This is a genomic window from Bifidobacterium aquikefiri (assembly GCF_002259795.1).
GTDB classification, from domain to species: Bacteria; Actinomycetota; Actinomycetes; order Actinomycetales; family Bifidobacteriaceae; genus Bombiscardovia; species Bombiscardovia aquikefiri.
The window spans coordinates 133,334-158,669 of sequence record NZ_MWXA01000001.1 but is presented as its reverse complement, the minus strand read 5'-3'; the positions used below and the strand labels follow the sequence as shown (position 1 = coordinate 158,669).

The window sequence follows — 25,336 nt, the reverse complement described above, 5'->3', positions numbered from 1 at the left end:
GATTCTTCCTCCCTTTATTCGAACGTTCTCGCCTGGACTTTATCCCAGTCGGTCTGCATCTGACTTGTAAACCGTGGGACATTACCGGTGGTGGCCAGCGTTTGAAGATATCCACCGATGTTGATTGATGCCGGAATGTAGTGATCGCTGAAATCCGCAAGCTTATTGGACTTGAAGAATGGCAGCACGCCCTTAAGCGCCTCATCACCAATCCCTGTCTCCTTCAATGGAGTGAAAGCAGACTGAGCCTTGGCGTATTCCTCAAGCTGTGGCTTGCTCATCAGGAAGTTGATGAACTCCATTGCTTCCTTTGGATGCTTGGTATTGGCACCCATTGTCAGCATGACATCATCGCCAGCTGTGAGGATTTGTTCGCTCTCATCATCAGTTGCCGGCAACTGTGCGAAACCGAGGTCGGCCTTGGCATTGACCAGACGAACCTGTGGAATGGCATACGTTCCCAGCGGGAGAATGGCGACTTTGCCTGCCGCAAGGTTCTGTGTTGCCTGCTGGTAGGTCACGCCCTTGTCGCTCGTCGCATACTTATAAAGCTCAACCTCTTTTTCAGCGGTTGTTGTCCAGATTTTGGCAAATGTCGTTTCGCCCTTCTTCAGCTTGGTATATTCACTGGCTGGAACCAAGGTGCCCGAAAACGAAGCGAATGGGGCCTGGGTCGTCCAAGAGTCTGCGAGCGAAGCTTGAATTGGGGTGATGCCGGCCTTTTCAAACTTCTGCAGCAGCGCAACCATCTCTGACCAGGTCTTCGGTGGATTGTTTGGATCCACACCTGCCTGACGCCAAACTGTTTTGTTATAGATATAACCACTGGCGTTGCCTGCGAAGGGAAGACCGTACAGACGTTTCTTTGCCGGGTCTGTGGTCTGAACCAAGTCCTTGGCGATTTTTACCATGCCTGGATTGAGCTTCTTAACGATTGGATCGTTCGTGAAATCATGGAAGACGCCTGAAGCGGCGAATTGCCCAAAGTTGATATCGCCATTGAACGTGATGACATCCGGCACACGGTTCTTCACCAAGCGTGTACGAAGATCTGTCTGTGCACTGGCGGAATTGTTGATATTGATGCGAATGTTTGGATTTTGTGCCTCAAAATCCTGAACCATTTTCTTGAATTGATCAGCGGCTTCGGATTTGAACTGGAAGAAATCCAAGGTGACAACGTTCGCGCTGGTTGAACCACATCCTGCCATGGAAATTCCGATGGCAGCCGCAACTACCGCTGTGGCAACGCGTCTGAACACCTTCATAAACTTCATTCTGCTTCCAATCACATTCGAATCGCCGCCGAGCTGACTGTTAAAATCACGTCTCATTTCTCGACTCCTTCGTCTTGCGTTTCGGACCCTCGACATCCGAATATCGCATTCTTCATGATAAATATCTCCTAGCTTTCTTTACCACTGTTGGCGAGTCTATGGACATGGGAAAATAAAAAGTAATTATTTTTGTCTATAAAGCAAGAAATTACTAGGATGAATACAGGAAACGGCTCTACTGCAACCAGCATGCCTCAACCAGCAAGGGGATTGAATGCCTAGTTTCAATGGACACACGAGCGAAAACGATGCTGCCCGGAGGCATCCTGGCAGTTTTTTTGGCACTGAATCTTCAATGCGGCTAACAAGTAATGTTTCACGATTCAGCGTTGGTTCATTCCAGCCAGAGGAAGACGCGTCCGAGCAGCCCTTGCCATCGTGGTTTTCAGCATCGTCATATACACATCAGGTCGCCGCTGATATTTTGCAATATGGTCCCATCGCGCGAACAACGCTTGCACAGTTGCTTGGGCTTTCGCAGGGAGCTCTGTCCCGGATTACCAGCGATCTGCTTCATTATGGAGTCATTGAGGAATTGGATCCTGAAGATCCGGACGCTTCCATACAGAAGCCGCTGCCACTTGGATTCATCCCCAAAGAGAGCGGAGGCGAGCGCCGCGGTCGGCCGCAGACAGCACTGAGAATACGCAAGAACGAGCGTACCTTCATCGGTATCAATGTCAGAGGCAACAGCGCCTTGGCAACAGCATTGAATGTCGCATGCGAAGAATTAGGTGAGGTCCATATTGTCGATTTTGAAGATCAGAGTCCTCGCCAACTCTGCAAGACGCTTACAACATTGGTCAACGAATGCCTTGAAGACATCAGGAATGCAGGCCTGAGCAAACCGGTTGCCGTTGGCATCAGCATCGGTGGCCATACCATCAATGATTCGACGGTGACCTTCGCTCCGTTCCTGCATTGGGATGGTTCTGTGAACCTTGCCAGCATGATGAGCGAGGAGTGCGGCATTCCAACTGGGATTTTCAACGATCTTGACTCGTTGCTGCATTATGAATGCTGGTTCGAGGCAGGCGTCGGAATTCCACGATTCGCCGTCGTCACCATGGGTGCCGGTCTGGGGTATTCACTGGCACAGAATGGACAACCTATCGACTATGGCGATAAAAGCTACGGTCTGATCGCACATACACTGGTGGATCCAGAAGGTCCTCGTTGCTATCAGGGGCATAAGGGTTGTGCAGAGTGTCTGACCAATGATTCGATAGCCGAACAGTATTCGCAGAATCTGGGCAGAACCACCTCGTTTGATGACTTCGCGCACGATGCCAGACACGGAGTTCCTCAGGCAACACAGCTGTTGAACCGAACATGCTTCAGATTGGGAGTATTCATTGCAACCGTCGCGAATATTGCCATGCCTCAAAAGATTCTTGTGGCAGGCGAATCGTCGTTCATCGTTCGAATGAACACCGAGTCCATTCGCAAGGGCATCGAATCATATCGCCATAGCCAGGCTGCACCGGTATCCCTGGAAATCCTCGATGACACTTGGGATAGGTGGGCATCTGCGGCTGCATCGCGTGTAATCAGCCGTTATATCCTCGGCTGATTACACGCGATGCCTGTCTGCAACGGACCCACCGTTCAGATTTTGACAATCTCGAAGAGAACGGCCTGCGCAGGATTGAGTGTTGGAGGACGAATGCCGCAGTCGGCAAGAAACTCCCCTGGAAGGATGGTTCCCTGCTCGTTCCACCACCCCAGCTTGGATTGCCCGTTACCAAGGCCTTCTAGGTCGAGCGATACCTGCAATGGGCGGACTCTATAAACCTCATCGGCATCAAGCCCTGGTATGCGAATTGGAGCAACCGGGTAATGCTTCGACGTAGTCAGCTGAGTGAATCGGACAACTGCACGACTCCTGTCTTTGGCAATCACGCCGTCAACACGCACCGAAGGATCCGAGCTATCGGCATGAATCACGGTTCCACTCTCGAACATCGTTCGGTTTTGCTTGTAAGCTCCGACCCACTGAGCGAGTCGCTCCAGTGCTGCGCCATTCTGCTTCTGCAAGTCCCACTCTATGCCGAGATGACCAAAGAACGCTGTTGCCATGCGCATCTGCTGGCTGGTTGCACGCATCGTCGAATGTGCAGGAGACGCACCAATGTGTTCACCGATCATTTCCGGAGGCACGAGCAGCGATGTGTAGCGCTGAATGTCGGCTCGTTCAACGGGATCAACGCAGTCGGAAGCCCAGATTCGATCAGCAAGGGAAAGGATACCGAGATCGACTCGGCCACCGCCTGAGCTGCAGGTTTCAATTTCGAGTCCCTGATGATGCTGCTTCAAGGTCTTGAATATTCGATAGACGGCTTCTGTCTGTGCATGTACGCATGGCAGTCCAGAATAAGGCGAAACAGGCTCGGTTACGAGCTTGTTGTGGTCCCACTTGATGTAATCGATGCCAAGGGAATCGACAAGCGCATCCATTGCATTGAACACGTAGTCATAAGCTGCCGGATTGGTCAGGTCCATGACTTGCTGCGAGCGCCCCTGCATCGGCAGCCTGTTGCGTGCCGCATGCATGATCCAGTCAGGATGTGCGCGAGCGGTATCTGAGTCAGGATTGATCATCTCGGGTTCGAACCATAGGCCGAATTCCATATCCAGGCCGTGAACGTAATGGGCGAGCGCACCAAGGCTTTTCTCGCCTTGTGGCCATACCGCTGGATCGATCTGCCAATCGCCGAGTCCCGCAGTGTCATCTCTGCGATGCATGAACCATCCATCATCGACGACGAAACGCTCCACGCCAGAATCCTTTGCCTTGTCGGCGAGTGCCTTCAAGGTATCGAAGGAATGCTCGAAATAGACGGCTTCCCAAGTGTTCAGAATTACGGGTCGCGGCTTTGATGCCAGATTTGGATGCTGGGCACGCACAAACCCATGCAAGCGCGCCGCCACAGCGTTCAATCCTTCACCATAGGCGCCATATACCCAGGGTGTTGTGTAACTTTCGCCTTTCCCAAGCTGCATCTCGCCGCCGACCAGCAACTCCGCACCGCCGATCAGACCTTGCGTATATGTTGTTCTCTCGGCCGAGAGCACCGAGTTACCGCTCCAGCCAACATGGGTGGAATATACCTCGCCATGTGAGAATCCAAATCCGGGAATGCCTGCCGAAAGTAGCAGGGAGGCATCAAAATCGGGACGTCCGACCATGCTCAGACGCTCGATTCTCCCGATATTGAAAGGCTGACGCTGTGGGGAACGCTCGCGAAGATGGTGTCCGGTGGTGGAGAGTATTTCGCTGGCTTCTTCAGGCACAGGATAGGCGAGTTCGATTTTATCCACCGACACGATGCCGAGAGATGTCTGCACAGCTTGTGCTGTCGGTGCAGAGGCATCACCCTTGAAGCCGTTCGTGATGGTGGCCTGCTGACGCAGCAGGCCCGATTCGGTTATCTCGCACTTCCACAGCAGCGTGAGACTGTGTTCGGGATCGATCGCAATGATCGAGACGGTTCGATTGTCGATTGCGATAGAATTATCCACCGTCTGGAAGCAACAGAATAGTTCGATGCCATCTCTACGAACCACGAACCGATTGGATCCTGTCCATGCTTCGGCTTGCGTTGGAATGATGCTTGGCCAATCAGTGTCATCAAGACCACCGGAGACGCGTTGTGGCTTGAGCGCGTCGAGGCAGTTCACGAGATATTCGGCATGAGAAATCGGACGACCCCATTGGACGATTCTTGGCAGCTCGTTGTTGCGCAGTAGCAGGAGGATTGCGGCATCTGCCTGTGAATCTTCACCATAGAGGACTGTGGCCTGGGTGCCATCTGATGCGGTTTCTGTAAAGCGTTGCCATACGCCACTGCTCAAATTGGACGATGGTGTTGTTGTGTTGTCAACCACGTTGTTCATCACACATTTCCTTCGACATTGAATTTCGTTTTCCTTGAAATGCCGCTTGACCGTGCAAGGCACTCCAACTTGCTGCGGACGACTGCAACGTATTGGTCATCCGTCAATGTTTTTAAGAATAATGGAGTGATTCCTTTGTTGTCATCCTCGCGCATGTTCTGAGAATTGGTAAAAAAATAACCTCGAACCATCGATGAACATATGTCAAGGGATGGTTCGGGGTTTCACCGGAAACGATCACCCGAGGGGTGGGATCGAATCCAGCATATGGGTCAATGCCGAGCTCTCGAAGCTCACTCTTCTCTGCTTTGCGCTGCCTTCACCAGATTCTCTGCGTCCTGGATCGCTGTTGCACCAGTGGAATTACAGGCATTCTGTGCAGCACGCACGATATCTGGGTTGTGAATTCTGAATGCGAGTTCGGCAAGATGCACGCCGTGGGTCAAAAACTCGTGAGTTCTGCAGACGTAGTCATGATCTCGACCGATTTTTGCAATGCAGCCATTGATAAAGTCAACCTCGGTCTTCCGCCCGCGAGACATGTCCTGATACATCGAAGGATAGTGCAGCGGGTTGGCTACACGACTGACGTAATCGACGGACTTCAGTTCTTCCTGACGGCTCTCGATCAATCGAATTCCAGCGCGATCACATGCATCGTATGCCTCGTCGATAAGCTGCTTCGCCATGTCCATTGCACCTGGATACTCAATGAATTCACCCATGGTGATCTGATACATCGTGCACAGTGTATTGACCACGGAATTGAAGATGACCTTGGCCATGCATGTTCCCGTGAAGTTGGTGGTGATGATTGGATTCATGTTCGCAGTCTTGAAATCTTCAAACATCGTGCGCTCTATGTCGGTCGTTTGCTCGTTGAATGCGCACATATGCATCACTCCGGCACCGGACTTGCCAATGAAGTCGACATCGCCAGGCCCGTTCAGCACTGTCGCGATCATTGCCGTGCCGCCATAGATGCGGTCATCGCTGAAGTATTGCTGAATCTTCTCGAAATGACCCCAACCATTCATTGCCGAGAATACGATCTGATGGTCCTTGAACAGCGGTGCACAACGTTTCAGCATCTCATCGAGCTGCATTTGCTTGACGAAGATAATCCAGACATCCGGATCTCCCTGATATTCCTCAGGTGAATAGATGTTGATTGGAACCAGATGACGATTCTTGCGATCTCGTGACACATAGACGCCGCCCTGCTGGCGAACAGCCTTGATATTGGGCTCCCATGCGTCGATAAAATCAACTTTGCGGCCCGCGTTCTCCTGAAGGAGCACACCATAGCGATATCCCATTGCGCCTGCGCCGATTACTGCATATTTCATCTGTGTCTTCCCATAATATATGTGCATTTTTGTTGGCAACGTGAAGCAAAATGTAGTTAATGAGCCTGCCTGGGCACCATTGAGCTGAATTGCGCTCATACTCTTGCCTGTCCTGTGCCTGCGTGTGACTGATTGTTCAGCGCACAACGTCAGGAACGTGCCGCACCCCCATGCACACGTTTGCGATTATCGTTACATCGTCAATGAAGATGGGACTGTTAATCCCGATCAAGACCCCCACTGGCAGCGACCCCACCCCGGTCTTGTGAGCCAAAGCCAAGGAACGCTATGTTTCGAGTATGTAACCTATCCGATCAGTGGGCGGCTTTTGTCCACATAGTGAACGCGCTTGTCACGGAAGAATTTAGCCAGCAGAGCGGCGCTTTCCTGCTCCTTCACTCCGCCAAAGACCTCAGGCCTGTGCCCTGTATGCGGATCCCGTGGAATATCCCAGACCGATCCACATGCACCGAGCTTAGGATCCCAACTGCCAAAGATGATGCGATCGACATGCGATAGCACCGCTGCTCCTGCGCACATAGGGCATGGTTCCATGGTTACCACGAGGGTCAATCCACTCAGATTCCAACTCGCAGGTTTCACACTTGCGGCTCGCGACGATTCTGGCAGATCGAACAGCGGCACATCAACCCTTGATCCATGAACCTGCCTGAGCGCAACGATTTCAGCATGCGCCAGCGGATCGCCGGTGGCTTCTCGTCGGTTGTAGCCCTCTGCCACAACCTCACCTTTTTTGTTGAGCACCACAGCGCCGATGGGAACATCCCCGCCGTCCTGCGCAATACGAGCAAGTGCGAGCGCCTTGTTCATCGCATGATTCCAGGTACCTGTCATCAAAGAGTCCATTCATCAAGCCTAGAACATAGACTCCCTGGTCTGTCGGCCTTGGAATACCTCATGAACGGATCATCCCCGCGATCTTTCTTCGAGCCTGATGAACGGCGGCATACATGCCTGTTCGGGCACCATATCCACGAGCTGCCAGTCGAGCGCGGATGAACTTATCCCCTTCGGATAGGATCAGCACGCTGAGACCGATGGCCATGCACAACCCCCACTGCCACAAGGCCAGCGGAGCCATGCCCAAAACCGCTGCGATGCCCGGAATATACATAGCGATTGCATGAATCAACAGAGCAACGATAGAGGCAATAAGCAGGAATTTGTTACGCAACGGATTGAGCCTGAAGATCATCACGGTTTCAGAGCGGGCTGACATCGACATGAAGAAGTTGAAGAGTACCAGCAGCGTCAAAGCCATGGTTCTTGCCGATATGACATCGACACCCTGATCGATTTCAAGTCTGAACATCACAAGAATGCACATAGCCATCCAGAGACCGCATATGGCCGTTCGCGCCCACAGGGCCGACGAGAGCAGACCTTCGGTGTTCTTTCGAGGCTTGTAATCAAGCTCGTCACCGCTGCCCGGCTCAAATCCCAAAGCGACATCCTGCACACCGTTGGTGACGAAGTTGATCCACAGCATCTGCAAGGGCAGAAACAGCAACGGCATTTCTGCAATCACATTCACGCCCACGGCGATCATCGCGGCGACTGCGGTGGAAAGCAGGAAGAATGCGGATCCACGAATTGCCTTGAAGGTGATCCTTCCCTGGCGAACTGCATGAGTCAGTGTCACAAAGTTATCGTCGGTGAGCACCACATCGCTGGCTTCGCGCGCGACATCGGTCCCTGACTCACCCATGGCAATGCCAACTGAAGCCGACTTCAATGCGGGTGCATCGTTCACACCATCACCGGTGACCGCAACGACCTCGCCCTGATCCTGCAGCACCTCGACGATTCGGAGCTTATCCTGCGGCGAGACTCGTGCCGCAATCGAGGTTTCCCTCAATCGAGCTTTCAAGACTTCGTCGCTCATTTCGGACATCTCACGGCCTGTCAGGACATTGTCTGTCTGCTGGAGCCCGAGACGCTCACCTATTGCTGCGGCTGTAGTCGGATGATCGCCGGTTATCATCTTGACTTCAATGCCGGCGCCAATGCATAGCTCTATGGCCTCTCGAACGCCGGATCGAGGCGGGTCGAGCATACCTTCGAGCCCAAGAAAATGGAGTTCACGCGGCTTTCGATATGTGGCAAGATCCTGATCCTCATCGATTTGTCTGCTCGCCACGCCAATCACACGCAGACCGTCTTTGCCCATCTGCTCGTAAACATGATGAATCGCATCGGCATCGATAGGCACGGCATTGCCCTGACCATCATCCATGGTCTCGCTCATCATCGCCAGCTTGTCAGGAGCACCTTTCACATATTGTGTGAACCCGCCTTCGCGATTGGGCTTGATGGTCATCGAGTAAGCATGCTCGGGCTCGTACGCAGTTTCGAGTTTGGTTTCGGTCTTGCGATCTTCATCGCTCACGGCACCCAGATCATCGGCAATCCTCATCATTGCCACATCAACTGCATCACCGGAATACGACACGTCACCCTCGGCAGAGATGTTTCGATACGCCTCATTGGTCAATGCCGCTGCCTTGAGCATGGCGTGGAGCCTTGTCGTGGCATCGCTGCCCAGCCTATCCTCCTTGCTCTCTTCAACACTGAACGGATCTCCCGCGCCTAGGCTCAGACGCTCAACCGTCATACGATTCTGAGTGAGTGTTCCGGTCTTGTCCGAACCGATGACCGTCGTCGAGCCCAATGTCTCGACTGCAGGCAAGGTTCTTACGATCGCGTTGCGCTTGGCCATGCGTGATATACCGAGAGCCATTGCCACCGTAAGCACGATTGGCAAAGCCTCGGGCATGGAGGCTACAACGAGGGATACAGCCGATAGGAATGAGTTTGTCATATCGTCATTGATGACAGTTCCCGCGATGAACACGAAAACCGCCACGATGATGACACCTATGGATATTCCCTTCTCAGTACGCTGCATGATCTGCTGCAGCGGAGTCTTTCCGTTGGAATTATTTACCAAGCTGCTTATCTCGCCAAGCTCGGTATCGCTTCCCGTGGCAACGACGACGCCACGCCCTCTGCCGCTGGTAACCATTGTTCCCGAGAACGTGATGCACTTTCTATCGCCAAGCGAGGCATCCTCTTCGACCGGATCAGTATGTTTCTGAACATCGTTGCTCTCGCCGGTAAGCATCGACTCGTCAACGCGCAAACGGCTGGTGTCGAGCAGGCGAATGTCAGCAGGCACTCTATCGCCACTCTCAAGCAGTGTGATGTCTCCCGGGACGAGATCCGCAGCTTCGATTTCGAAGCGTTTGCCATCGCGAATCACGCGACAGGTTGGACTGGAGAGCGACGCGAGCGCCTCGACTGCCTGATCTGCCTTGGACTCTTGGTAGTAGCCGATGATTGCATTGAGCAGCAGCACCAGAAAGATGGCGGCAGCATCGATAAGATGATCAAGGGCAATCGTGATTATGCCGCACACGATAAGCACTGCTATGAGTGGACTCTTGAACTGAACGAGAAAAAGTTTCCACTTCGGCATCTTCTCGACAGAAGAGAGCGAATTCGGGCCGAAAACCGAAAGCCTGCGGCTAGCTTCTCTCCTTGAAATGCCTTTTCGGCTTGTTTCCAAGACTTCCAAGGCCTGATTCGCGTCGATGTTATGCCATACCGTGTCATTTTTGACGCCAATATTATCTTTCTGATTCGAGACACGGGCATCGTCTTCATCTATAGCGCCCTGCATCAGCCTCTCTGATGCATTCTGGACATCGTTCTCTATACTTGTCATTGTCGTAGGGCCTTTCTGAGTTGAACCATCGTAAAGGTCGCTGCGGTCCATACCAATTCACACATGACGCCAACATTGCATGTGTCAAACTGACGGTTACACAAACATAATTCCAAGCTAACACACAGAGGCTTCAGGGTTTCGCAATCTTCGCGCAAGGGAAAGAATATTCATATGCCACATGCCGTCTCGCTTACCGCACAATTTTGGAAGGATGGGATGCGTATAGTTACATGTGATACGTGTAATGAAGAGGGGAGTGACCTGTGGAATCATTCACTCTGATACTGTGCATCATCGGCGCAGTGCTCGTGTCTTCTTTCATAAGTCGTTTCATTCCTCGAATTTCGACACCTCTTGTTCAGATTCTTCTTGGCGCGCTCATGACCTTGCTGCCGATTGTGCCCAATACTGATCTTGATCCTGAATTGTTCATGGTGCTCTTTATTGCGCCGCTGCTGTATTACGAAGCCCATAGCATCAACAAACAGGCGTTACTGAAAAATCTTCGACTTTCGCTCTCGCTCGCCATCGGACTTGCCACAGTAACCATGCTTGCAGTTGGCTATAGTCTGCATGGCGCATGGCTTTCGATACCGCTTGCCGCAGCATTCTCTCTGGGCGCAGCGCTCGGTCCGACCGATGCCGTGGCCGTATCCTCAATCGGCAGAGTGGCAAATCTCAGCGAACGCCAGCGCTCGATTCTCAATGGCGAATCGCTCTTCAACGATGCTACCGGTGTCATCGGCTTTCAGTTTGCCATCTATGCTGCGGTAACCGGTTCGTTCTCTGCCGTTGGTGCCGTGAGCCAATTCCTATTCTCGTTCATAGGTGGCATAGCAGTTGGAGCCATAGCAGGGTTGATCATGAACTGGATGTTTGAGACCAGTAGACACTTGGGTTGGGAAACCACGACAACGCGCATCCTGTTGGAAATTTTTTTCCCATTCCTGCTGTATTTGATAGCTGAGCATCTGCTTCATATTTCAGGAGTGCTTGCGGTGGTGACGGGAGGGTTGCTCGCCCGATTCGACACCAGCGGCATCGGACCGAACGTTTCACGAACGAATATCGTGTCATCAAGCGTGTGGACGGTACTCTCCTTCAGTTTGAACGGTGCTGTCTTTGTATTGCTCGGCATGCTCTTGCCCAATGCGATGATGTCAAGCTGGTCGGATGAAAACATCAGCCATGGGTTGCTCATTGGGGTCATATTCCTGGTATCGGTCGTGGTTATCATCATCCGTTTCATCTGGATTTCTGCGATGCTCGCCATCACCAAGGACGTGGTTACCGGCGAACGCAGACCGATGAACCTTGAGCGCTGGAGGTCCGCTGCGGTTATGACCTTCGGAGGGCCAAAAGGAACCATTACGCTTTCGCTGGCACTCACAATTCCCTACACGGTCAGCTCGGGTGCGTGGTTCCCCATGCGCGATGAACTGATCTTCATTGCATCCGGTGTCATCATCGTGACGCTGCTACTGGCCAATTTCGCTCTTCAGGTTCTAGCTCCGGTCTACGATCAGGTCGTTTCAACGAAATTCGTCGAAACCGTTCTTGAGGTCCTGCGTCGAACCATCGAGCAACTCTCGGAGCACGATACTCAGGAGAATCATCACGCACTGCGCATGGTGCTTTCTTCATACAATCAGCGTATCGCGCGTCTCAAGTCGCAGATTGGGCAGCATGACTCCAAGGAGTTGGAACGGCTGCAAATCACTGTGCTGAATTGGGAACGCGATTATATTGAAAACCGAATCACCATTATCGAGCAGGAAATTGCCGATTTCAACGCTTCCAATGGTGCCGAAAGTGAAGAACTCGCTGCGACGATCTCCGACGACACCGGCAACTTACCCGTCACATCGCCTGGAGATACGACGGAAGACACACCTGCGCTCTCTGATGAACGCACGTCTTGGCAGAATTCCTGGATCATTTCTCAACTCACGCCACTACAACGATTCGAATCAGAACGTCAGGCAGCTGAACGCATTCTGGTGCATATCTCACGTACACTCAGCCACATCTCAGAAGCGAGCGAGCTGCTTTGGAGACTGCGTTCCCTACGTCGCCGCACTCATAACCTGGCAAAGGGCATCGAAAGCCGCGTGCGCCATTCCACGCCTTTGGTAAGCGATGACACCATTTATGCGGTGTCTCGGCGGCTGCATCTCGATTTGAATCGCTATGTGATCGAGAAACTCTATGCTGAGCTTGCAAAACCAAATTTCAACACTGAAGATGTGCTATCGGTAATCATTGAGCATCAGCGTGCAGAAACCGCTCTCCGTGCACGTCCTTCGGTGAATGAATCGGCTCATGTGCTGAATGGCATTCAGGAAATCAAACGCGAAGGATATGCGATCGAGCTTGGCGTCATTCAGAATATGTTCGAATCGGGCGACATCACTCGTGCCGAAGCCCGCCAGCTCAGAAGAAATGTCTATGTGATGCAGGTTGACGCTGATTCCGACCTCTGACGCATGTGGGATTCATAGGCGCTACATCACTCCAGAGGCGATGTTATTGTCACTGAGCCATTGACGGATATCATTGAACTCATCCAGGCTCACAGCGTGATCCAATCCGGGGTATCCACGGGATTTCAACCATGTGTGTTCCTCAAGCCACGCGGCCATAGCAAAAATCTCATATTTGGGAATTATGTTGTCTGCTTTTCCGTAGCCGTAGAAGACAGGAATCTCGAGAGCAGCAAGTCGATCATCGGCGGGAGCTGTGGCAGCAATGGCTTTCGGTGCCAGAAAGCCAGACAAACTCACCGCAGCACGATAGCGTTCAGGATGCACACGAAGCAAATGAACTGCCAGAACACCCCCTTGAGAGAAACCGAGGGGAACGACTTCTCGTTCTGGAGCGATGTTTGATTCGACCCACTGATCTATGGCCCGTGAGGCTGCATATGCATCGCGATCAAGTTGAGACCCTGTTGGAACGCAATCGTGGAACCATGTATAGCCTTGAGCCCCAAACTGACCGAATTGCTCAGGCATATCCAGGGGAGCACGCAGCCCGATATAGTCGTTGAAAGGCGCGATATATTGCATCAGATCGGCCAGATCCCGCTCACGAGATCCCCATCCATGCAGCAACAGGAACAACGGCTTGGCGGGATTGGCCCGAGCATCACGATTAGAGTACAGTGCATGCGTTATCTGCAATGGGTCGCCAAAATGACCCGGAATTACCGTTGAAGCTTCTCCAATGAGGGCATTCGTGCCAGAAACTCCAGCTTCGCTGCCCTGATTGTCGTCATCGTGCATATTTTCACTCATATTGCAAACCTTAGCTTCTTTACTTCACCGAGCAATGAAATTGCACAGCATTGAGACAAGAGAGAAATCAATCAGCCATGCTTAAGTGATTCATCAAAGAATGAACCATGTCATTCAACGGTGTCGATGGTGCCACCCCACGATTTCTGCAATTTTTCAATGTTGGCCTTCTCACCAAACACGAGCCACATCTTTCCATTCAGGGTGCGCCAATCACCCTGTGCTTTGCCGTTATCCGAATATTCCTCGAGCATGTCGGAAATCTTCGAATTGACCGCTCCTCGTTCAAGGCTCGCCATGGTCGGATTCTCAAAGGTGACATATGCCATTCTTGGGTCCTTACACAGCTCCGCGAGCGTCAGACCTGGATATGAACTTGTACTCAATGACTGCCAGCCCCCGGTGCATGACCCAACTGAGCTCTCAATACCCTTGCGCATTGTCTTGCTGCTTGAAACGGGAGCATTTTCGGAGACGGAAGGCTGGATCACACCTTGAGGGAAAAGATTGCCAATCAGCAGACCACAGACCGTGATCAATAGCGCCAGAATGATTCCGATAATTCCCCAGGTGCCTCTTCTGCCATCTTCCATTGCCCGTCTGTGTGAAATCTTGGCGGCAATGACGAGAATCAAAGCAAGAATACTGAAAACGAACGAGCACCATTCAAGGTTTGACAAGGATAGTACGTCGCTGAACTTGAGGGATGCCGGCGCTATGGTTCTTGTGATGAATAGTAGAGAACAGATGACTGCAATAAGTCCAAGAACTGCTGCGGTCGCGCCTAACGCCGATGCAGCACGCGAGCGGGGTGGCTCATACTCCGACTCGGGTTCATTGTAAGAATACTGCTGCTCTTGCGGCACACCACTGGCTGAAGCCCTGCCTTGTTCGTCTCTCATCCGCTCTCCCACACCTTGTTGAACCACACCATATATCGACTCATCTTAAGACTTTACGTCCTTGAGCCATCTCAGGGCACAATCCTAATCCGAAAAGCAAAAACCCGGCGGGGTAACCGCCGGGAAGAAAGGAGAGAGAAGAAGAATTCAATTATCAGGAGAAAAATCTCTTGTTCGATGTCTTGCTGCTTTCCATCGACAGGTATAACCTAACCATCCCGACCTTGACAAAATCGTAGTGAATGCTGAAAGTTTTCTGAAATTTATTCGCTACCGCCATTCGCCCCGCCCATCGTCTGGAATCGGGCATGCATCACGGAGACACCACCGCGTGTATCTTGCAATTATGAATCATGTATTCACACAGGTAACACAAGACGTTTAGCTACCGGTTTATTCTGATTGGGGAATGATTGTGGAATGATTGTGAAATGGTTGGACTCTTTGGCGCGACTGCGAGAAATGAAAGCATGAGCTCAATAGAAAAGGACAGGTATGGCAGACAGCATACAGACGGTCAATTCGATTATTCTTGTTCGTCACGGTCGCACAGGTTTCAATGCGCAGCATAGACTTCAAGGTCAAATCGAACAGCCTCTCGACAAGGATGGACTCTGGCAGGTAACGCAGACAGCACGTGCATTGAACACACTCTATGTCGAACATGCCCACGAGGTTCCGAAACAGCTGGTTGTCAGCTCCGACCTCAACCGTGCACTCGATACTGCACACCAATTTGCTGATCCGCTCAATCTTGAGGTGCATACGGATCCGGCTTTCCGTGAACGCAGCTACGGAGATTGGGAAGGCATGTCCCGAGACGAGATTCAGTCGAAATGGCCAGAGGATTTCAAACTCTGGCAGAGTCTGGACGGCGGTGAGCTGAAGCACCATGCCGAACCACTCGAAGACGTTGGCAAACGCGGTGCCTCCGCGTTGCAACGGTGGGCTACTTCAGCGGGGGCAGATACAAATCTGTTCATCTTTGCTCACGGAACATTGATAGAAACCTTGTTACACACAGTTTTAGGTATTCATAGCATCCCTCCATGCACGTCATTGGTTGGCATGAGAAATGCGCACTGGGCACGGTTGATACCGCTGCATTTTTGCAACGACGATGGGGAGCATCTGAAATGGCGCCTATCCGAATACAATCGTGGGCCGGCCATAGCCTCTACAGGCGATTGGCACGACATCACACCGCTGAAGGCAACGATCTGATTCTTACATATTCCCAACAATGAAAACCCACGATCACATAGATAACACCATGCAAAATGCTTCACATGCCCAGTCACAGTCACAGTCACATTCAGGAGAATCCACAATCACGGACCTAGGTTCAAAAAAATCGATATCCAAACAAAGAACCTTCATACTTATCATCTCAACCCTCGTTTTGGGAATAGTGGCAGGAGTGTCTTCAGGACTCTTGTCGTTATTGCTCAAGGTCGTCGAAAATTTCTTTCTCGGCTTCGTTGAAAGTTCCTCAATGCCTGGCGCATTTAACGTCAATCGTTGGCGAAGATTCATTTCATTGACCATTGGTGGCATTATCGCCGCAGTTATTTGGTGGCTACTACGCAATAAGGCCAGGCATGTTCCCTCGGTCAAGAAGTCGGTCAAGGGTGCGCAGATGCCTTTCTGGCAGACCATCGTACATGTGGTCACTCAGATATTTCTGGTCGGAACCGGTGGATCGGTCGGTCGAGAAGTTGCACCACGAGAAGCTGGAGCATTGTTCGGTGGCCTTTGGTTCCAACTGATGCATAGGTGGGGATTGCCAAGCGAGGATCGAGAGTTGCTTGTCGCAGCCGCAGCCGGGGCAGGATTTGCTGGAGTCTATATTTCTCCATTGACTGGAGCGCTTTTCAGCGTCGAAATCCTTCTGAAGCGCGTGAATGCAGAGACAGTCGCGGTCAGTCTGGCAATGTCATCGATTGCGTCGTATGTCGGAGGACTCATTCATGGCACCGATGCATATTATGCCGTGCCCAATTCGCCATTCTCGTGGCAGATCCTTGCATTCTCCATCGTTGCATCTCCACTGATAGGCATTGCCGGAGGCTACTTCTCTCGCGCATCCTCTTGGGCAGAAACGAAAAAAACCACAGGCATGCATATTCTTTGGCAACTTCCGCTGGTTGCACTGCTGACAGGAGTCGTAGCTCTCTGGGGCCCTGAGGTCATGGGCAATGGGAGGGCACTTGCCCAGACAGCGATGAATTATTCGGCAGAGAACTCAGGAGTGACAGTAGTCATCGCTTTGGCTGTTCTCGCCTGCGCAAAGGCGTTGCTTACCACATTCACACTCAAGGCTGGTGCTTCTGGCGGCACCCTGACACCCTCCATTGGCATAGGTGCAGCGCTTGGTGCCATTCTCGGCATTGCTTGGAATTACTGGATTCCTGGCACACCGCTATGGCAGTGTGCCATGGTCGGAGCCGTCGCTCTGCTCTCGGCCTCGCAGCGCGCACCATTGATGGCCTTGATGATGGTGATGGAGGTGAGTCACCTTCCAATCGTGGCTCTCGGTCCGCTCGGCATGGCGACCAGCCTTGGCGTGGCAACTTCAAATCTTGCCAAGACCACCGCACACCACAACAAGCCACCTCAATCGTTCTAGCGTACGGGATGCAATTATTCAGCCGTCATGGCCTGAGCAGGAATCTGAGACCGGACTTCTCTATACGAAATTGATTGGCACCTTCTGACTACGCCCGAGTGCTCACGCGGTTTTGGCGAGGGCTGGGTCTTTCGGATTTTGCAGCGAGAGTGAAAGCTTGCTCCAGATCTGCAAGAAGATCATGCACGTCTTCTATGCCGATTGCGAGCCGAATAAGTTCATCGCTGATCCCCAGCTTGAGACGTTCCTCCCGTGGAATCTCGAAATGTGTCATTCTACAGGGTAATTCGGCGAGACTCTCAACCGCGCCAAGGCTCACCGCTAGACGGAAAATCTTAAGATTGTTGACCACAATGCTGGGATCCACTCCTCGCTTCACCTCAAACGAGAGCACGCCACCAGCTCCGCGCAGACCTTTCGACTCGAGCAAAGCCTTGCCAGCCTCACTGGCTCCCGGATAGTGCACGACGCTTATGAGCGGATGTGCAAGCAGATAACGCGCAATCGGTGATGCATTGCTCTGTTGCCTATCCATACGCAACGCCAGTGTTTGCAGGCCCTTACGCACCGAATCGCACTCTGCAGGCGGCAGTGCCCCGCCAAGACGGTTCAGCGCAAAATACAGACGATGCGCAATCGATTCGCTTTTTGCCACAGCCAGACCAGCAATAACGTCAGAATGGCCGGCAAGATACTTGGTCGCCGAATGAAGCACGATGTCAGCGCCCAAGTCGAGTGGCTGTTGCAGATATGGTGTCACGAAGGTGTTGTCAACGATAAGAACTGCACCATATCGATGAGCCAAGCTTGCGAGCGCTGCAACGTCATTGACCTGCAATACAGGATTGGTGAGCGTTTCGATATACAAAGCCTGCGTTGGCACGAGCTGCAGTGCACGCTCGACGGCTTCCAGATCCTGTGTATCGACTGGAGCAAAATCGAGTCCCCAACGATCGAAATGCTCATGAATCTGTGAATAGGTGCCACCATAGATATTCGCTCCTACCACGATGCGGTCACCTGGAGAGAACACCGATAGTGTTGCATGAATCGCTGCCAGACCGGAAGAGAATGCAAAGCCTTGGAATCCATGCTCGAGCTGCGCGATCTGCCGCTCCAAGAATTCACGAGTCGGATTGCCTGAACGGGCATAATCCCATCGAGGAGCTTCATCTACGGAGCTGAACGCATAGGTCGATGAATTGTAGATGGGCGGATTCACGGCACCTGTCTCATTGTCGTGAACCTCGACACCATGCACCAGTTGAGTTGCAAATTGTGTCATCGTGGAACCTTCTTGCTTTTCTCGTCAATCGTCATCTTCACTCGACTACCAAGCACGTCATATCCTGGGTGATGAAGCAACAAACTAGCAGCGTTCTCGATGTGAAAACAAGTTCTGCAGTATACGAAAAACTTATGTGCCGTTACTGCCTGTTGCAATCCCAAAGCTTGGCGAAAGCCACGAACACCACATTGGCTTTCTCAACAGCTCCACGACACTTACGAACCAGTCACACATTGGATACGGCATGAATCTCTTGCTGGGGGGGTCCAGGTCAACATTCGTCACCTGCACGTCATCGTCTGATTGCAGATTTGGAACGCATCTTCGCACTTACCTATTGCGATAGACATCCCCATCCGCTCAATGCCTATATCGTCACACTCTGCATTGCGTCATATGCGAAAGCGCGATCAGCCGCCATAGTGTGACTGTAGGATTGTCACAGCTAACAAGGGGGCGGTTGTGGTCAATACAGATGGAAAACACAATGTTGAGGCGAATAAAGTTGAACAGCGCGAAGAAAGCACCGCTACGGTGACGTGGAGTCGCATGCTTGCTGGCAACAGACGTTTTGCACAAGGTGAGGCCGAACACCCTTGGCAGGACAAGGAAACTCGTGAAGGTCTTGTCGACGGGCAGAGTCCAGATGCTGCGGTGCTCTCGTGCTCTGATTCGCGAGTGCCCCCGGAAATCATATTTGACGAAGGACTGGGTGATCTGTTCACGATTCGAACGGCAGGCGAAATCATTGACGACGCAGTACAGGCATCGTTGGAGTTCGCGATCGAATCCCTTCATGTGAGTCTGCTGGTCGTCATGGGTCATGAGCATTGCGGGGCCGTTCAATCGGCTCTGGCGGCTTTGCATGCCGATGAATCGTTGAGGGCAGGGTTCTCCGAAGACAATGACACCGCCGAGCTGGTTTCCGACTCAATCGTCGTTCGCCAGGTCGGAGCTTCCATCCTTGCCGCACAGGCAGCAGATCTGACCACGACCGACGATTTCGAGCGTGTGCATATCGCTAGGACGATTGAACATCTGGTCTCGAGCTCAAGCATCATTCAATCAGCCATTGCAAGCGGCAGGGTTTCGATGGTTGGAGCCCGTTACCTGCTCACCACTGGCAAGGTTGAGGTGCTCTCCTTCTAAGAGTGAAGGAGCGTGGCCTGGCAACGCATCATTGCGCCACTCCGTATTTCTTCGCTCACAGAGGTGCACAGCGTGCAATTGACGGCTGTTCAACGTAAATTGGAGATATGTCGTTGTGGCTTAATATCGTGCTGATCTTTGTATTTCTCATCATCGGCTCCGTATTTTCAGGTACGGAGCTGGCTTTGGTGTCGCTGCGTGGCTCGCAGATTGAGCAAATGGAGCAGGAAGATGCCAAGGGCGCAAGAGTGGGCAAAATTGCACGCGATCCAAATACATTTCTTTCCACGGTGCAGATTGGCGTCACCCTTTCTGGATTTCTCTCCGTATCGTTCGGCGCATCATCGCTTGCACCGCAAATAGTGCCGCTGCTGATCTCATGGGGCATGCCCAGCAATGTGGCATCACCATTGACGACGGTTGTTCTGACTCTGATCATTTCATATTTCTCCAACGTGATATCTGAGATGGTTCCGAAGCGTATCGCCATGCAACGCACCGAACAGATTGCACGTGCAACCGTTCCTGCCATTCATGTTTTCTCTGCGGTGTGCAGGCCACTGATCTGGCTTATTGGCAAGAATACGAATGGCATCGTGAGACTGCTGGGCTTCGATCCGCAGCAGACCAACACACAGGTCAGCGATGACGAGCTCAGGGTTCTTGTCTCAAGCAATACGCATTTAAGCAAGGACGAACGCACCATTCTCGACGATGTCTTCGATGCCTCCGAAACGATTGTCGCCGAAGTCATGCGACCACGCGCTGATGTCACCTTCCTTGACGCTGACATGTCACTGCATGATGCCGCAATCTTCGTACGCAACGAGCCCTATTCACGCTATCCGGTGAAAGGCAAGGATTTTGACGATGTGCTCGGTTTCGTACATGTTCGCGACCTACTCGATGTTCGCGATTCGAGTGCCAAGACCGTTGCCGACGTGACCCGAGATGGTATATCGCTGCCGGGCACTTCGAAGTTGCTTCCCAGTTTGGAAATGCTACGCAAACGCGGCATTCACCTCGCCGTAGTCATCGATGAATACGGTGGCACAGACGGAATTGTCACGCTTGAAGACATGACAGAAGAGCTGGTCGGTGATATCCGCGATGAATATGATCTGCCTGAAACACCGGGGGGACCTCGGCAGAAACAGACCGCGTTCGTCAACGGAATCGCCACGATTGACGGCGGCATGACCATCGAGGACTTTGCGGATGTCACCGGCATTGAACTCGAAGATGGACCTTACGAAACCGTCGCCGGATACTTTCTTGCGCATACCGGAAAGATGGGTCAGATCGGTGAGATTCTGCACTCTGATGATGGCTATGACATGGTCGTCACACAGGTTGAGGGAAGACGAATCGAAACGGTACAGGTACGCCGCAGGCAGAACATTGGGCCTGCGAACCCATTGACAGGCTCGAGCAACAATGTGGAGGCCGCCAAACAAGAGGTCTGAGACCGGAAGGCATTTGAATGCCCATAAACGTTCACATTTCACTGATTTGACTTCTAGAATGTGGCCTTTACTGTAGTGATCAGGGTGCAATAGGTAAAGATTCCATCTGTTGAATCGCACCAACGAAAACGATGGAATGCGAAACAGTATACGAAGGAGTTCTTATGGCATTGACTTTTACGGTTCCCGGACTTGATGAGGCAGCTTCCGAGAAGATTATCTCCATTTTGCAGAACAGACTGAGCCAAGAACAAGAGGCTTCACTCGTGCTCAAGCATGCTCACTGGAACGTAACCGGTCCAAACTTCATTGCAGTGCATTTGATGATTGATCCACAGGTTGACGAGGTCAGAGATATGGCCGATGAGACCGCAGAACGCATTGCAACCCTCGGTGGTTCACCAGATGGACGCCCAGAGGCAATCATTCGTAACCGCACGTGGAAGGGTGTCGACCTGAGTGGCCGTAAATCCACTCTTGACTATCTGAAGGCGCTGTGTGGCTTCTATGATTCATTTATTGCCGATGACCGCGAGGCCATCAAGGAGCTGGATGAGCTGGATGTTGTCAGCTCCAACATCATACAGGACCACGTGCAGAAGCTCGAAACCTTCCAGTGGTTCATGAGAAGCCACTTAATCTGAGTTCTCTCTCATATAGAGATTTCATACAGTGTGTTTTGGAGTCGCTTTTCAGCTTTTCAGCTTTTCACCCAAAAGTGACTCCAAAAGCGCACTGTTTCTGTATTTAAGACTCTGGAAGCGCAACGTGTGCAGCAGAGTCCGGGAATCAGCCGATGATGTGTCGATTGAGGGTGCGGCGGCGGTGTTTCCAGTCGGGCATGAATGTGGTCATATAGCGCTGGAATGATGCGCCATGCCCTGAGGCCCAGAGGTGCGTCAGCTCATGGACCAGCACATATTCAAGTAGCTCAGGTTCGAGCCATGCCAGCTCTAGATTCAGGCGAATTCGCCGTGTGGCTGGCGTGCACGATCCCCAGCGGGTTGTCATGAGTCTCAAGGAAATGTTACTCGGTTCACGGCCAACAATCGGCAGCCACTTATTCAGCAATGCAGGCAGGACATCATTCATCCTTTGCCGAGCCTCCCTTTTCCTGGCTGTCGACCAGACGTGGCTCGTTCCCGACTCCATAGCAGCATTTCTTGCCTTGTTGAGCTCCTTTTCGGCATGTTCAATCCAATCCCATCGATTCTCAATAAAATCTCGGATTGTGCCATCAGATATCCGAAATGGTGCAGTGACGCTGATTCTGCCGTCCTTGCTCTGAATGCGCAGATACATGTTCTTCACGGGCTTGCGAGTTATCGTGACCGGTCTGCCGTGGATTTCGGCTACACGAACCACGCTCGTTCGGGCAGTCCGCCCCGTAGCACCCCTATAAACAACACTCACCTTGCTCTGCAACCAATCCTTGCCATTCGACTCCACCAATTCAGGTTCATCCCGCACATGCCTGCACGTTGCAGCGATGCGGATAATCGTGCAACCATCCTGCCATTATTTCCTGTTATATTCGCTCAACCAGCATAGAACATGACGCTGTTCCCCGGTTGGTAAGGCGCGGCAGCAATAGGAAAATTCATGCTTGACAACGACCTTGACAACGACACGGTGGAATTGACTTCATGAGACTAAGACTGTATTGTATCTCTTTGTGTGTTTTACACGCACAAAAGCGGGCCCGTAGCTCAGGTGGTTAGAGCGCATCCCTGATAAGGATGAGGTCGGAGGTTCAAGTCCTCCCGGGCCCACGCTAAGTTAAGTATTTGGCAATTCGGGGCTATGGCGCAGCTGGTAGCGCATCTGCTTTGCAAGCAGAGGGTCGGGAGTTCGACTCTCCCTAGCTCCACGGTTATCAAAGGGCCGGTCCGTCGTGACCGGCCTTTTTTGTTGCCATTTCAGTGTTTTCCCCTTGTGCTTCCATGGTTTCCCGGTTGGTCTGTCTTGACGTGCAATGCCGTGTTTTCGCTTGCTGTTTCCTGTTTGGCGTGGTAATTCATGTGGTAAAAGCAGCATGGTTCACGGGTGCAGGAGGATGTTATGACTCGGAGATTCGGTACGCTTCGGCACAAGAGCAATCGGACGAGCGCGTGGATAGAGGCGAGTTATCTGACGCCCTTCTGGGCTTTTGATAAGTGGCCTGGATTGAGGGAGCGTCAGTATGCCAGCTTCGACATCGAAGACGAGGCCGGTGCACTGGTGTGGCTCAGGGACGCCAAGCTTCGTATCGACGCCCATTCATGGCAGCCTGAAAGGGAGATCCTTCGGGAACAGCAGCGTCGCTCGTTGACCTTCGCCCAATACTTTGAACAATGGCTGGGTCTGCGACGTACCCGGTCGGGCGACCAACTCCAGGCAGGCACGGTCTACAGGATACGCAAGGACGCGACGAACCATATCCTCCCGTTTTTCGGCAAACGACGCTTGGCCGAGATTACGAGCCGTGATGTGGATCGGTGGTGGGACGGGTTGGATCACTCGCAGCGCAGCATGTGCATCAATGCACTCAAAGTGCTCAAGAGCGTGTTGGCATCCGCCAGCAGTCCCGGACCTGATGGGGAAAGCCCCCTGATTCCCAGGAATCCCTGCACCATCATGACACCATCACAGCGTCGCAACACCGAGACGGTGCCCGCCACGCTCGCACAGGTACGCATGATCTACGAGGCCATGCCCGAACGGTATCGCGCGGCGGTGTACATCGCCGTATTCTGCAACGGCCCTCGCATCGGCGAGATCTGCGCGCTCACCAGAAGCAGCATCGATCTGGACCATATGGTGCTTCATATTCGTACGAGCCGCAAGACCATTGGACCGGAGCTTATTGGCAGCACCAAAACCGAGCACAGTGAACGCGATGAGAGCATACCCCCACAATTGAAACCAATGATGGAGACGCTGGTCGACCTTACCGGTCCCGAAGCTGGTGCTTTTATTTTCCCCGGTGTCACTGACAGTTCAGCCCCGTTGCACCCCAACACGCTCAGAGGCTGGTATGACAAGGCCAGAATCCAGGCAGGGCGCAAGGATCTTCGTTTCCATGATTTGCGTCATACGGCGTTGACGTTGCTGGCCCAGCAGGGTGCAACGGTGCGTGAGATCATGGATGCGGCCGGTCATTCGGATCCGCAGACCGCGATGCGGTATCAGCACAGTGTCCAGTCGCGGTCAAGGTACCTCGCCCGCCAGGTAGGCTCGCTCATTCCCGGTGATGATACCGTCGAGTCGCTGCGCTCCCGTATAGAGGATAATGATCAGCGCATACAGGAACTCAGAAAGCAGAACGAACAGCTGTCATCACAACTCTCCACCGCCATGATGCGGCATGAAACGGGCAAACAAGCGAAGAAGCAAGGCTGATTCCTCCCCTGGCTGTCAGATGCCACCCGTCGATCTTCGGCTTTGGCAAAATGCCTGTTGCCGACGGTCTGTCATGGCAGGGACCATTGCGAGGTAGTTGCGGAAGTCTTCGATGACTTGCACGGTGACGTCCAGTTCGCAGGCGATGGCGTAGGTGTCGCCGTCGTATTCGTTCTCGGCGAGGGCGTATTCGCACGGCCGTATGAGCTTGGATGCGGTTTCCATGCGGGTGTGCCGCTCGATCTTCGAGCCCAGGGTTCCCGAACAGGTTTCATCGGCGTGCTCCCAGTGCACGAGTTCGTGTGCCAGGGTGCAGCGTTGCTGGGCGCTGATGAGCCGCTGGTCTATGAGGATGAGCTTCGTTGCTTCATCGTATATTCCGGTGAGATCCCCCGGAAGCAGGGTGTTGACGACGCTCACGTCGAGGTGCTCGGTGTCGTTGATGATCTGCGTGTATGTCCGGTGCAGGAAATCGGGGAGGATGCGCCTGTTATCGTCCATCGCCGCCTGCCGCCTCAGCCCATTTGTTGGGGTCGTGCGATGCCGCGAGCCTGACGTCATGGTTGCCTATCTTGTTGAGCACGTACGCTGTCTTGTCCGCTTCGGACAGTTCGCTGGGCTGCGGCTCCCCAAGGGTGACGGGTCCGCGCTGGTCGCGTTCGATGAACGCTTCGGCGGATTGGATGAGTTCGTGGGGGTAGACGCCGAACACTTCGGCGAGTTGGGCGAGTTGGGTGACCTTGATGTCACGCTCGTTCTTGAGGATGCGGATCAAAGTGCGTTCGGGGACGCCCGAGCGTTCCGCGAGCCGTTTGATCGTCAGCCCCGCAGCCGATCGTTCGGATGCTATGGTCTTCGCTGTAGCTTCGTTCATGTCCATATGGACACTCT

19 protein-coding genes and 2 tRNA genes are annotated in these 25,336 nt (G+C 52.7%); 10 read left to right on the top strand and 11 right to left on the bottom strand.

The window, feature by feature from the left end; all coding sequences use genetic code 11:
* Positions 1-14: 14 nt before the first annotated feature.
* Positions 15-1,334, bottom strand: coding sequence for an ABC transporter substrate-binding protein (locus BAQU_RS00725; RefSeq protein WP_415447779.1), 1,320 nt, complete (start codon positions 1,332-1,334; stop codon positions 15-17).
* 298 nt (positions 1,335-1,632) lie between these two features.
* Between BAQU_RS00725 and BAQU_RS00720 the strand changes: the two genes are divergently transcribed.
* Entirely contained in the window at positions 1,633-2,910 is a 1,278-nt protein-coding gene (locus tag BAQU_RS00720) for an ROK family protein (protein WP_094692181.1), read from the top strand.
* A gap of 35 nt (positions 2,911-2,945) precedes the next feature.
* Here BAQU_RS00720 and BAQU_RS00715 read toward each other — a convergent pair whose 3' ends face one another.
* The 4 genes from BAQU_RS00715 to BAQU_RS00695 all read right to left on the bottom strand — a co-directional run bounded on the left by BAQU_RS00715 (position 2,946) and on the right by BAQU_RS00695 (position 10,331).
* The gene (locus tag BAQU_RS00715; RefSeq protein ID WP_415447781.1) at positions 2,946-5,225 is read right to left on the bottom strand and encodes an alpha-galactosidase; all 2,280 of its coding nucleotides are present in this window, start codon (positions 5,223-5,225) and stop codon (positions 2,946-2,948) included.
* Positions 5,226-5,527: 302 nt separating this feature from the next.
* Positions 5,528-6,583, bottom strand: a complete 1,056-nt coding sequence (locus BAQU_RS00705) for a ketopantoate reductase family protein (protein WP_094692180.1) — start codon at positions 6,581-6,583, stop codon at positions 5,528-5,530.
* A 306-nt stretch (positions 6,584-6,889) separates the two neighbouring features.
* Positions 6,890-7,438 carry a nucleoside deaminase gene (locus BAQU_RS00700; RefSeq protein ID WP_094692154.1) on the bottom strand — a complete coding sequence of 183 codons (549 nt, stop codon included), beginning with the start codon at positions 7,436-7,438 and terminating at the stop codon, positions 6,890-6,892.
* A gap of 61 nt (positions 7,439-7,499) precedes the next feature.
* On the bottom strand, positions 7,500-10,331 hold the full coding sequence (locus tag BAQU_RS00695) for a cation-translocating P-type ATPase (protein WP_275542225.1): 2,832 nt from the start codon (positions 10,329-10,331) through the stop codon (positions 7,500-7,502).
* A 266-nt stretch (positions 10,332-10,597) separates the two neighbouring features.
* On the opposite strand from BAQU_RS00695, the gene BAQU_RS00690 reads away from it, so the two are divergent.
* Positions 10,598-12,817, top strand: a complete 2,220-nt coding sequence (locus BAQU_RS00690) for a cation:proton antiporter (RefSeq protein ID WP_094692153.1) — start codon at positions 10,598-10,600, stop codon at positions 12,815-12,817.
* Between the two features lie 21 nt (positions 12,818-12,838).
* On the opposite strand, the gene BAQU_RS00685 is transcribed toward BAQU_RS00690, so the two are convergent.
* Positions 12,839-13,630 (bottom strand): alpha/beta hydrolase, encoded by a 792-nt coding sequence (locus BAQU_RS00685; RefSeq protein ID WP_415447780.1) that lies wholly within the window; start codon positions 13,628-13,630, stop codon positions 12,839-12,841.
* Between the two features lie 110 nt (positions 13,631-13,740).
* On the bottom strand, positions 13,741-14,532 hold the full coding sequence (locus BAQU_RS00680; protein WP_094692151.1) for a hypothetical protein: 792 nt from the start codon (positions 14,530-14,532) through the stop codon (positions 13,741-13,743).
* Between the two features lie 495 nt (positions 14,533-15,027).
* On the opposite strand from BAQU_RS00680, the gene BAQU_RS00675 reads away from it, so the two are divergent.
* Both BAQU_RS00675 and BAQU_RS00670 read left to right on the top strand, forming a co-directional pair.
* Positions 15,028-15,756, top strand: a complete 729-nt coding sequence (locus BAQU_RS00675) for a histidine phosphatase family protein (RefSeq protein ID WP_094692150.1) — start codon at positions 15,028-15,030, stop codon at positions 15,754-15,756.
* Positions 15,757-15,805: 49 nt separating this feature from the next.
* A complete protein-coding gene (locus BAQU_RS00670; protein ID WP_094692178.1) occupies positions 15,806-17,161 on the top strand; it encodes a chloride channel protein in 1,356 nt (451 codons plus the stop codon).
* A gap of 88 nt (positions 17,162-17,249) precedes the next feature.
* Here BAQU_RS00670 and BAQU_RS00665 read toward each other — a convergent pair whose 3' ends face one another.
* Positions 17,250-18,446, bottom strand: coding sequence for a trans-sulfuration enzyme family protein (locus tag BAQU_RS00665; RefSeq protein ID WP_094692149.1), 1,197 nt, complete (start codon positions 18,444-18,446; stop codon positions 17,250-17,252).
* A gap of 552 nt (positions 18,447-18,998) precedes the next feature.
* Here BAQU_RS00665 and BAQU_RS00660 point away from each other — a divergent pair.
* The 3 genes from BAQU_RS00660 to BAQU_RS00650 all read left to right on the top strand — a co-directional run bounded on the left by BAQU_RS00660 (position 18,999) and on the right by BAQU_RS00650 (position 21,708).
* Positions 18,999-19,598 carry a carbonic anhydrase gene (locus tag BAQU_RS00660; protein ID WP_094692177.1) on the top strand — a complete coding sequence of 200 codons (600 nt, stop codon included), beginning with the start codon at positions 18,999-19,001 and terminating at the stop codon, positions 19,596-19,598.
* A gap of 107 nt (positions 19,599-19,705) precedes the next feature.
* Positions 19,706-21,064 (top strand): hemolysin family protein, encoded by a 1,359-nt coding sequence (locus BAQU_RS00655; RefSeq protein ID WP_094692148.1) that lies wholly within the window; start codon positions 19,706-19,708, stop codon positions 21,062-21,064.
* 164 nt (positions 21,065-21,228) lie between these two features.
* Complete coding sequence (locus BAQU_RS00650; protein ID WP_094692147.1) at positions 21,229-21,708, top strand: Dps family protein; 480 nt, start codon at positions 21,229-21,231, stop codon at positions 21,706-21,708.
* 145 nt (positions 21,709-21,853) lie between these two features.
* On the opposite strand, the gene BAQU_RS00645 is transcribed toward BAQU_RS00650, so the two are convergent.
* Positions 21,854-22,513 (bottom strand): M48 family metallopeptidase, encoded by a 660-nt coding sequence (locus tag BAQU_RS00645; RefSeq protein WP_244568381.1) that lies wholly within the window; start codon positions 22,511-22,513, stop codon positions 21,854-21,856.
* A 249-nt stretch (positions 22,514-22,762) separates the two neighbouring features.
* On the opposite strand from BAQU_RS00645, the gene BAQU_RS00640 reads away from it, so the two are divergent.
* From BAQU_RS00640 to BAQU_RS00630, 3 genes are all read left to right on the top strand, one after another.
* Positions 22,763-22,836: transfer RNA gene (locus tag BAQU_RS00640), tRNA-Ile, on the top strand.
* Positions 22,837-22,861: 25 nt separating this feature from the next.
* Positions 22,862-22,934 (top strand) — tRNA-Ala (locus BAQU_RS00635).
* 191 nt (positions 22,935-23,125) lie between these two features.
* Complete coding sequence (locus tag BAQU_RS00630; protein WP_094692146.1) at positions 23,126-24,445, top strand: tyrosine-type recombinase/integrase; 1,320 nt, start codon at positions 23,126-23,128, stop codon at positions 24,443-24,445.
* Positions 24,446-24,460: 15 nt separating this feature from the next.
* Here BAQU_RS00630 and BAQU_RS00625 read toward each other — a convergent pair whose 3' ends face one another.
* A complete protein-coding gene (locus BAQU_RS00625; RefSeq protein WP_051867423.1) occupies positions 24,461-24,946 on the bottom strand; it encodes an ImmA/IrrE family metallo-endopeptidase in 486 nt (161 codons plus the stop codon).
* Positions 24,936-25,325: a helix-turn-helix transcriptional regulator gene (locus BAQU_RS00620; RefSeq protein ID WP_034253364.1), complete on the bottom strand. Its 390-nt coding sequence runs from the start codon at positions 25,323-25,325 to the stop codon at positions 24,936-24,938. Before BAQU_RS00620 ends, BAQU_RS00625 begins: the two co-directional genes overlap by 11 nt.
* Positions 25,326-25,336 lie beyond the last annotated feature (11 nt).

What these genes read in the sequence shown, in the direction of transcription:
- BAQU_RS00700 (WP_094692154.1), bottom strand. Translation starts at nt 7,438, where the DNA reads ATGACAGGTACCTGGAATCATGCGATGAACAAGGCGCTCGCACTTGCT.
- BAQU_RS00725 (WP_415447779.1), bottom strand. Translation starts at nt 1,334, where the DNA reads ATGAGACGTGATTTTAACAGTCAGCTCGGCGGCGATTCGAATGTGATT.
- BAQU_RS00625 (WP_051867423.1), bottom strand. Translation starts at nt 24,946, where the DNA reads ATGGACGATAACAGGCGCATCCTCCCCGATTTCCTGCACCGGACATAC.
- BAQU_RS00650 (WP_094692147.1), top strand. Translation starts at nt 21,229, where the DNA reads ATGGCATTGACTTTTACGGTTCCCGGACTTGATGAGGCAGCTTCCGAG.
- BAQU_RS00665 (WP_094692149.1), bottom strand. Translation starts at nt 18,446, where the DNA reads ATGACACAATTTGCAACTCAACTGGTGCATGGTGTCGAGGTTCACGAC.
- BAQU_RS00655 (WP_094692148.1), top strand. Translation starts at nt 19,706, where the DNA reads ATGTCGTTGTGGCTTAATATCGTGCTGATCTTTGTATTTCTCATCATC.
- BAQU_RS00675 (WP_094692150.1), top strand. Translation starts at nt 15,028, where the DNA reads ATGGCAGACAGCATACAGACGGTCAATTCGATTATTCTTGTTCGTCAC.
- BAQU_RS00685 (WP_415447780.1), bottom strand. Translation starts at nt 13,630, where the DNA reads ATGAGTGAAAATATGCACGATGACGACAATCAGGGCAGCGAAGCTGGA.
- BAQU_RS00630 (WP_094692146.1), top strand. Translation starts at nt 23,126, where the DNA reads ATGACTCGGAGATTCGGTACGCTTCGGCACAAGAGCAATCGGACGAGC.
- BAQU_RS00680 (WP_094692151.1), bottom strand. Translation starts at nt 14,532, where the DNA reads ATGAGAGACGAACAAGGCAGGGCTTCAGCCAGTGGTGTGCCGCAAGAG.
- BAQU_RS00670 (WP_094692178.1), top strand. Translation starts at nt 15,806, where the DNA reads ATGCAAAATGCTTCACATGCCCAGTCACAGTCACAGTCACATTCAGGA.
- BAQU_RS00695 (WP_275542225.1), bottom strand. Translation starts at nt 10,331, where the DNA reads ATGACAAGTATAGAGAACGATGTCCAGAATGCATCAGAGAGGCTGATG.
- BAQU_RS00620 (WP_034253364.1), bottom strand. Translation starts at nt 25,325, where the DNA reads ATGGACATGAACGAAGCTACAGCGAAGACCATAGCATCCGAACGATCG.
- BAQU_RS00720 (WP_094692181.1), top strand. Translation starts at nt 1,633, where the DNA reads ATGCGGCTAACAAGTAATGTTTCACGATTCAGCGTTGGTTCATTCCAG.
- BAQU_RS00705 (WP_094692180.1), bottom strand. Translation starts at nt 6,583, where the DNA reads ATGAAATATGCAGTAATCGGCGCAGGCGCAATGGGATATCGCTATGGT.
- BAQU_RS00660 (WP_094692177.1), top strand. Translation starts at nt 18,999, where the DNA reads ATGCTTGCTGGCAACAGACGTTTTGCACAAGGTGAGGCCGAACACCCT.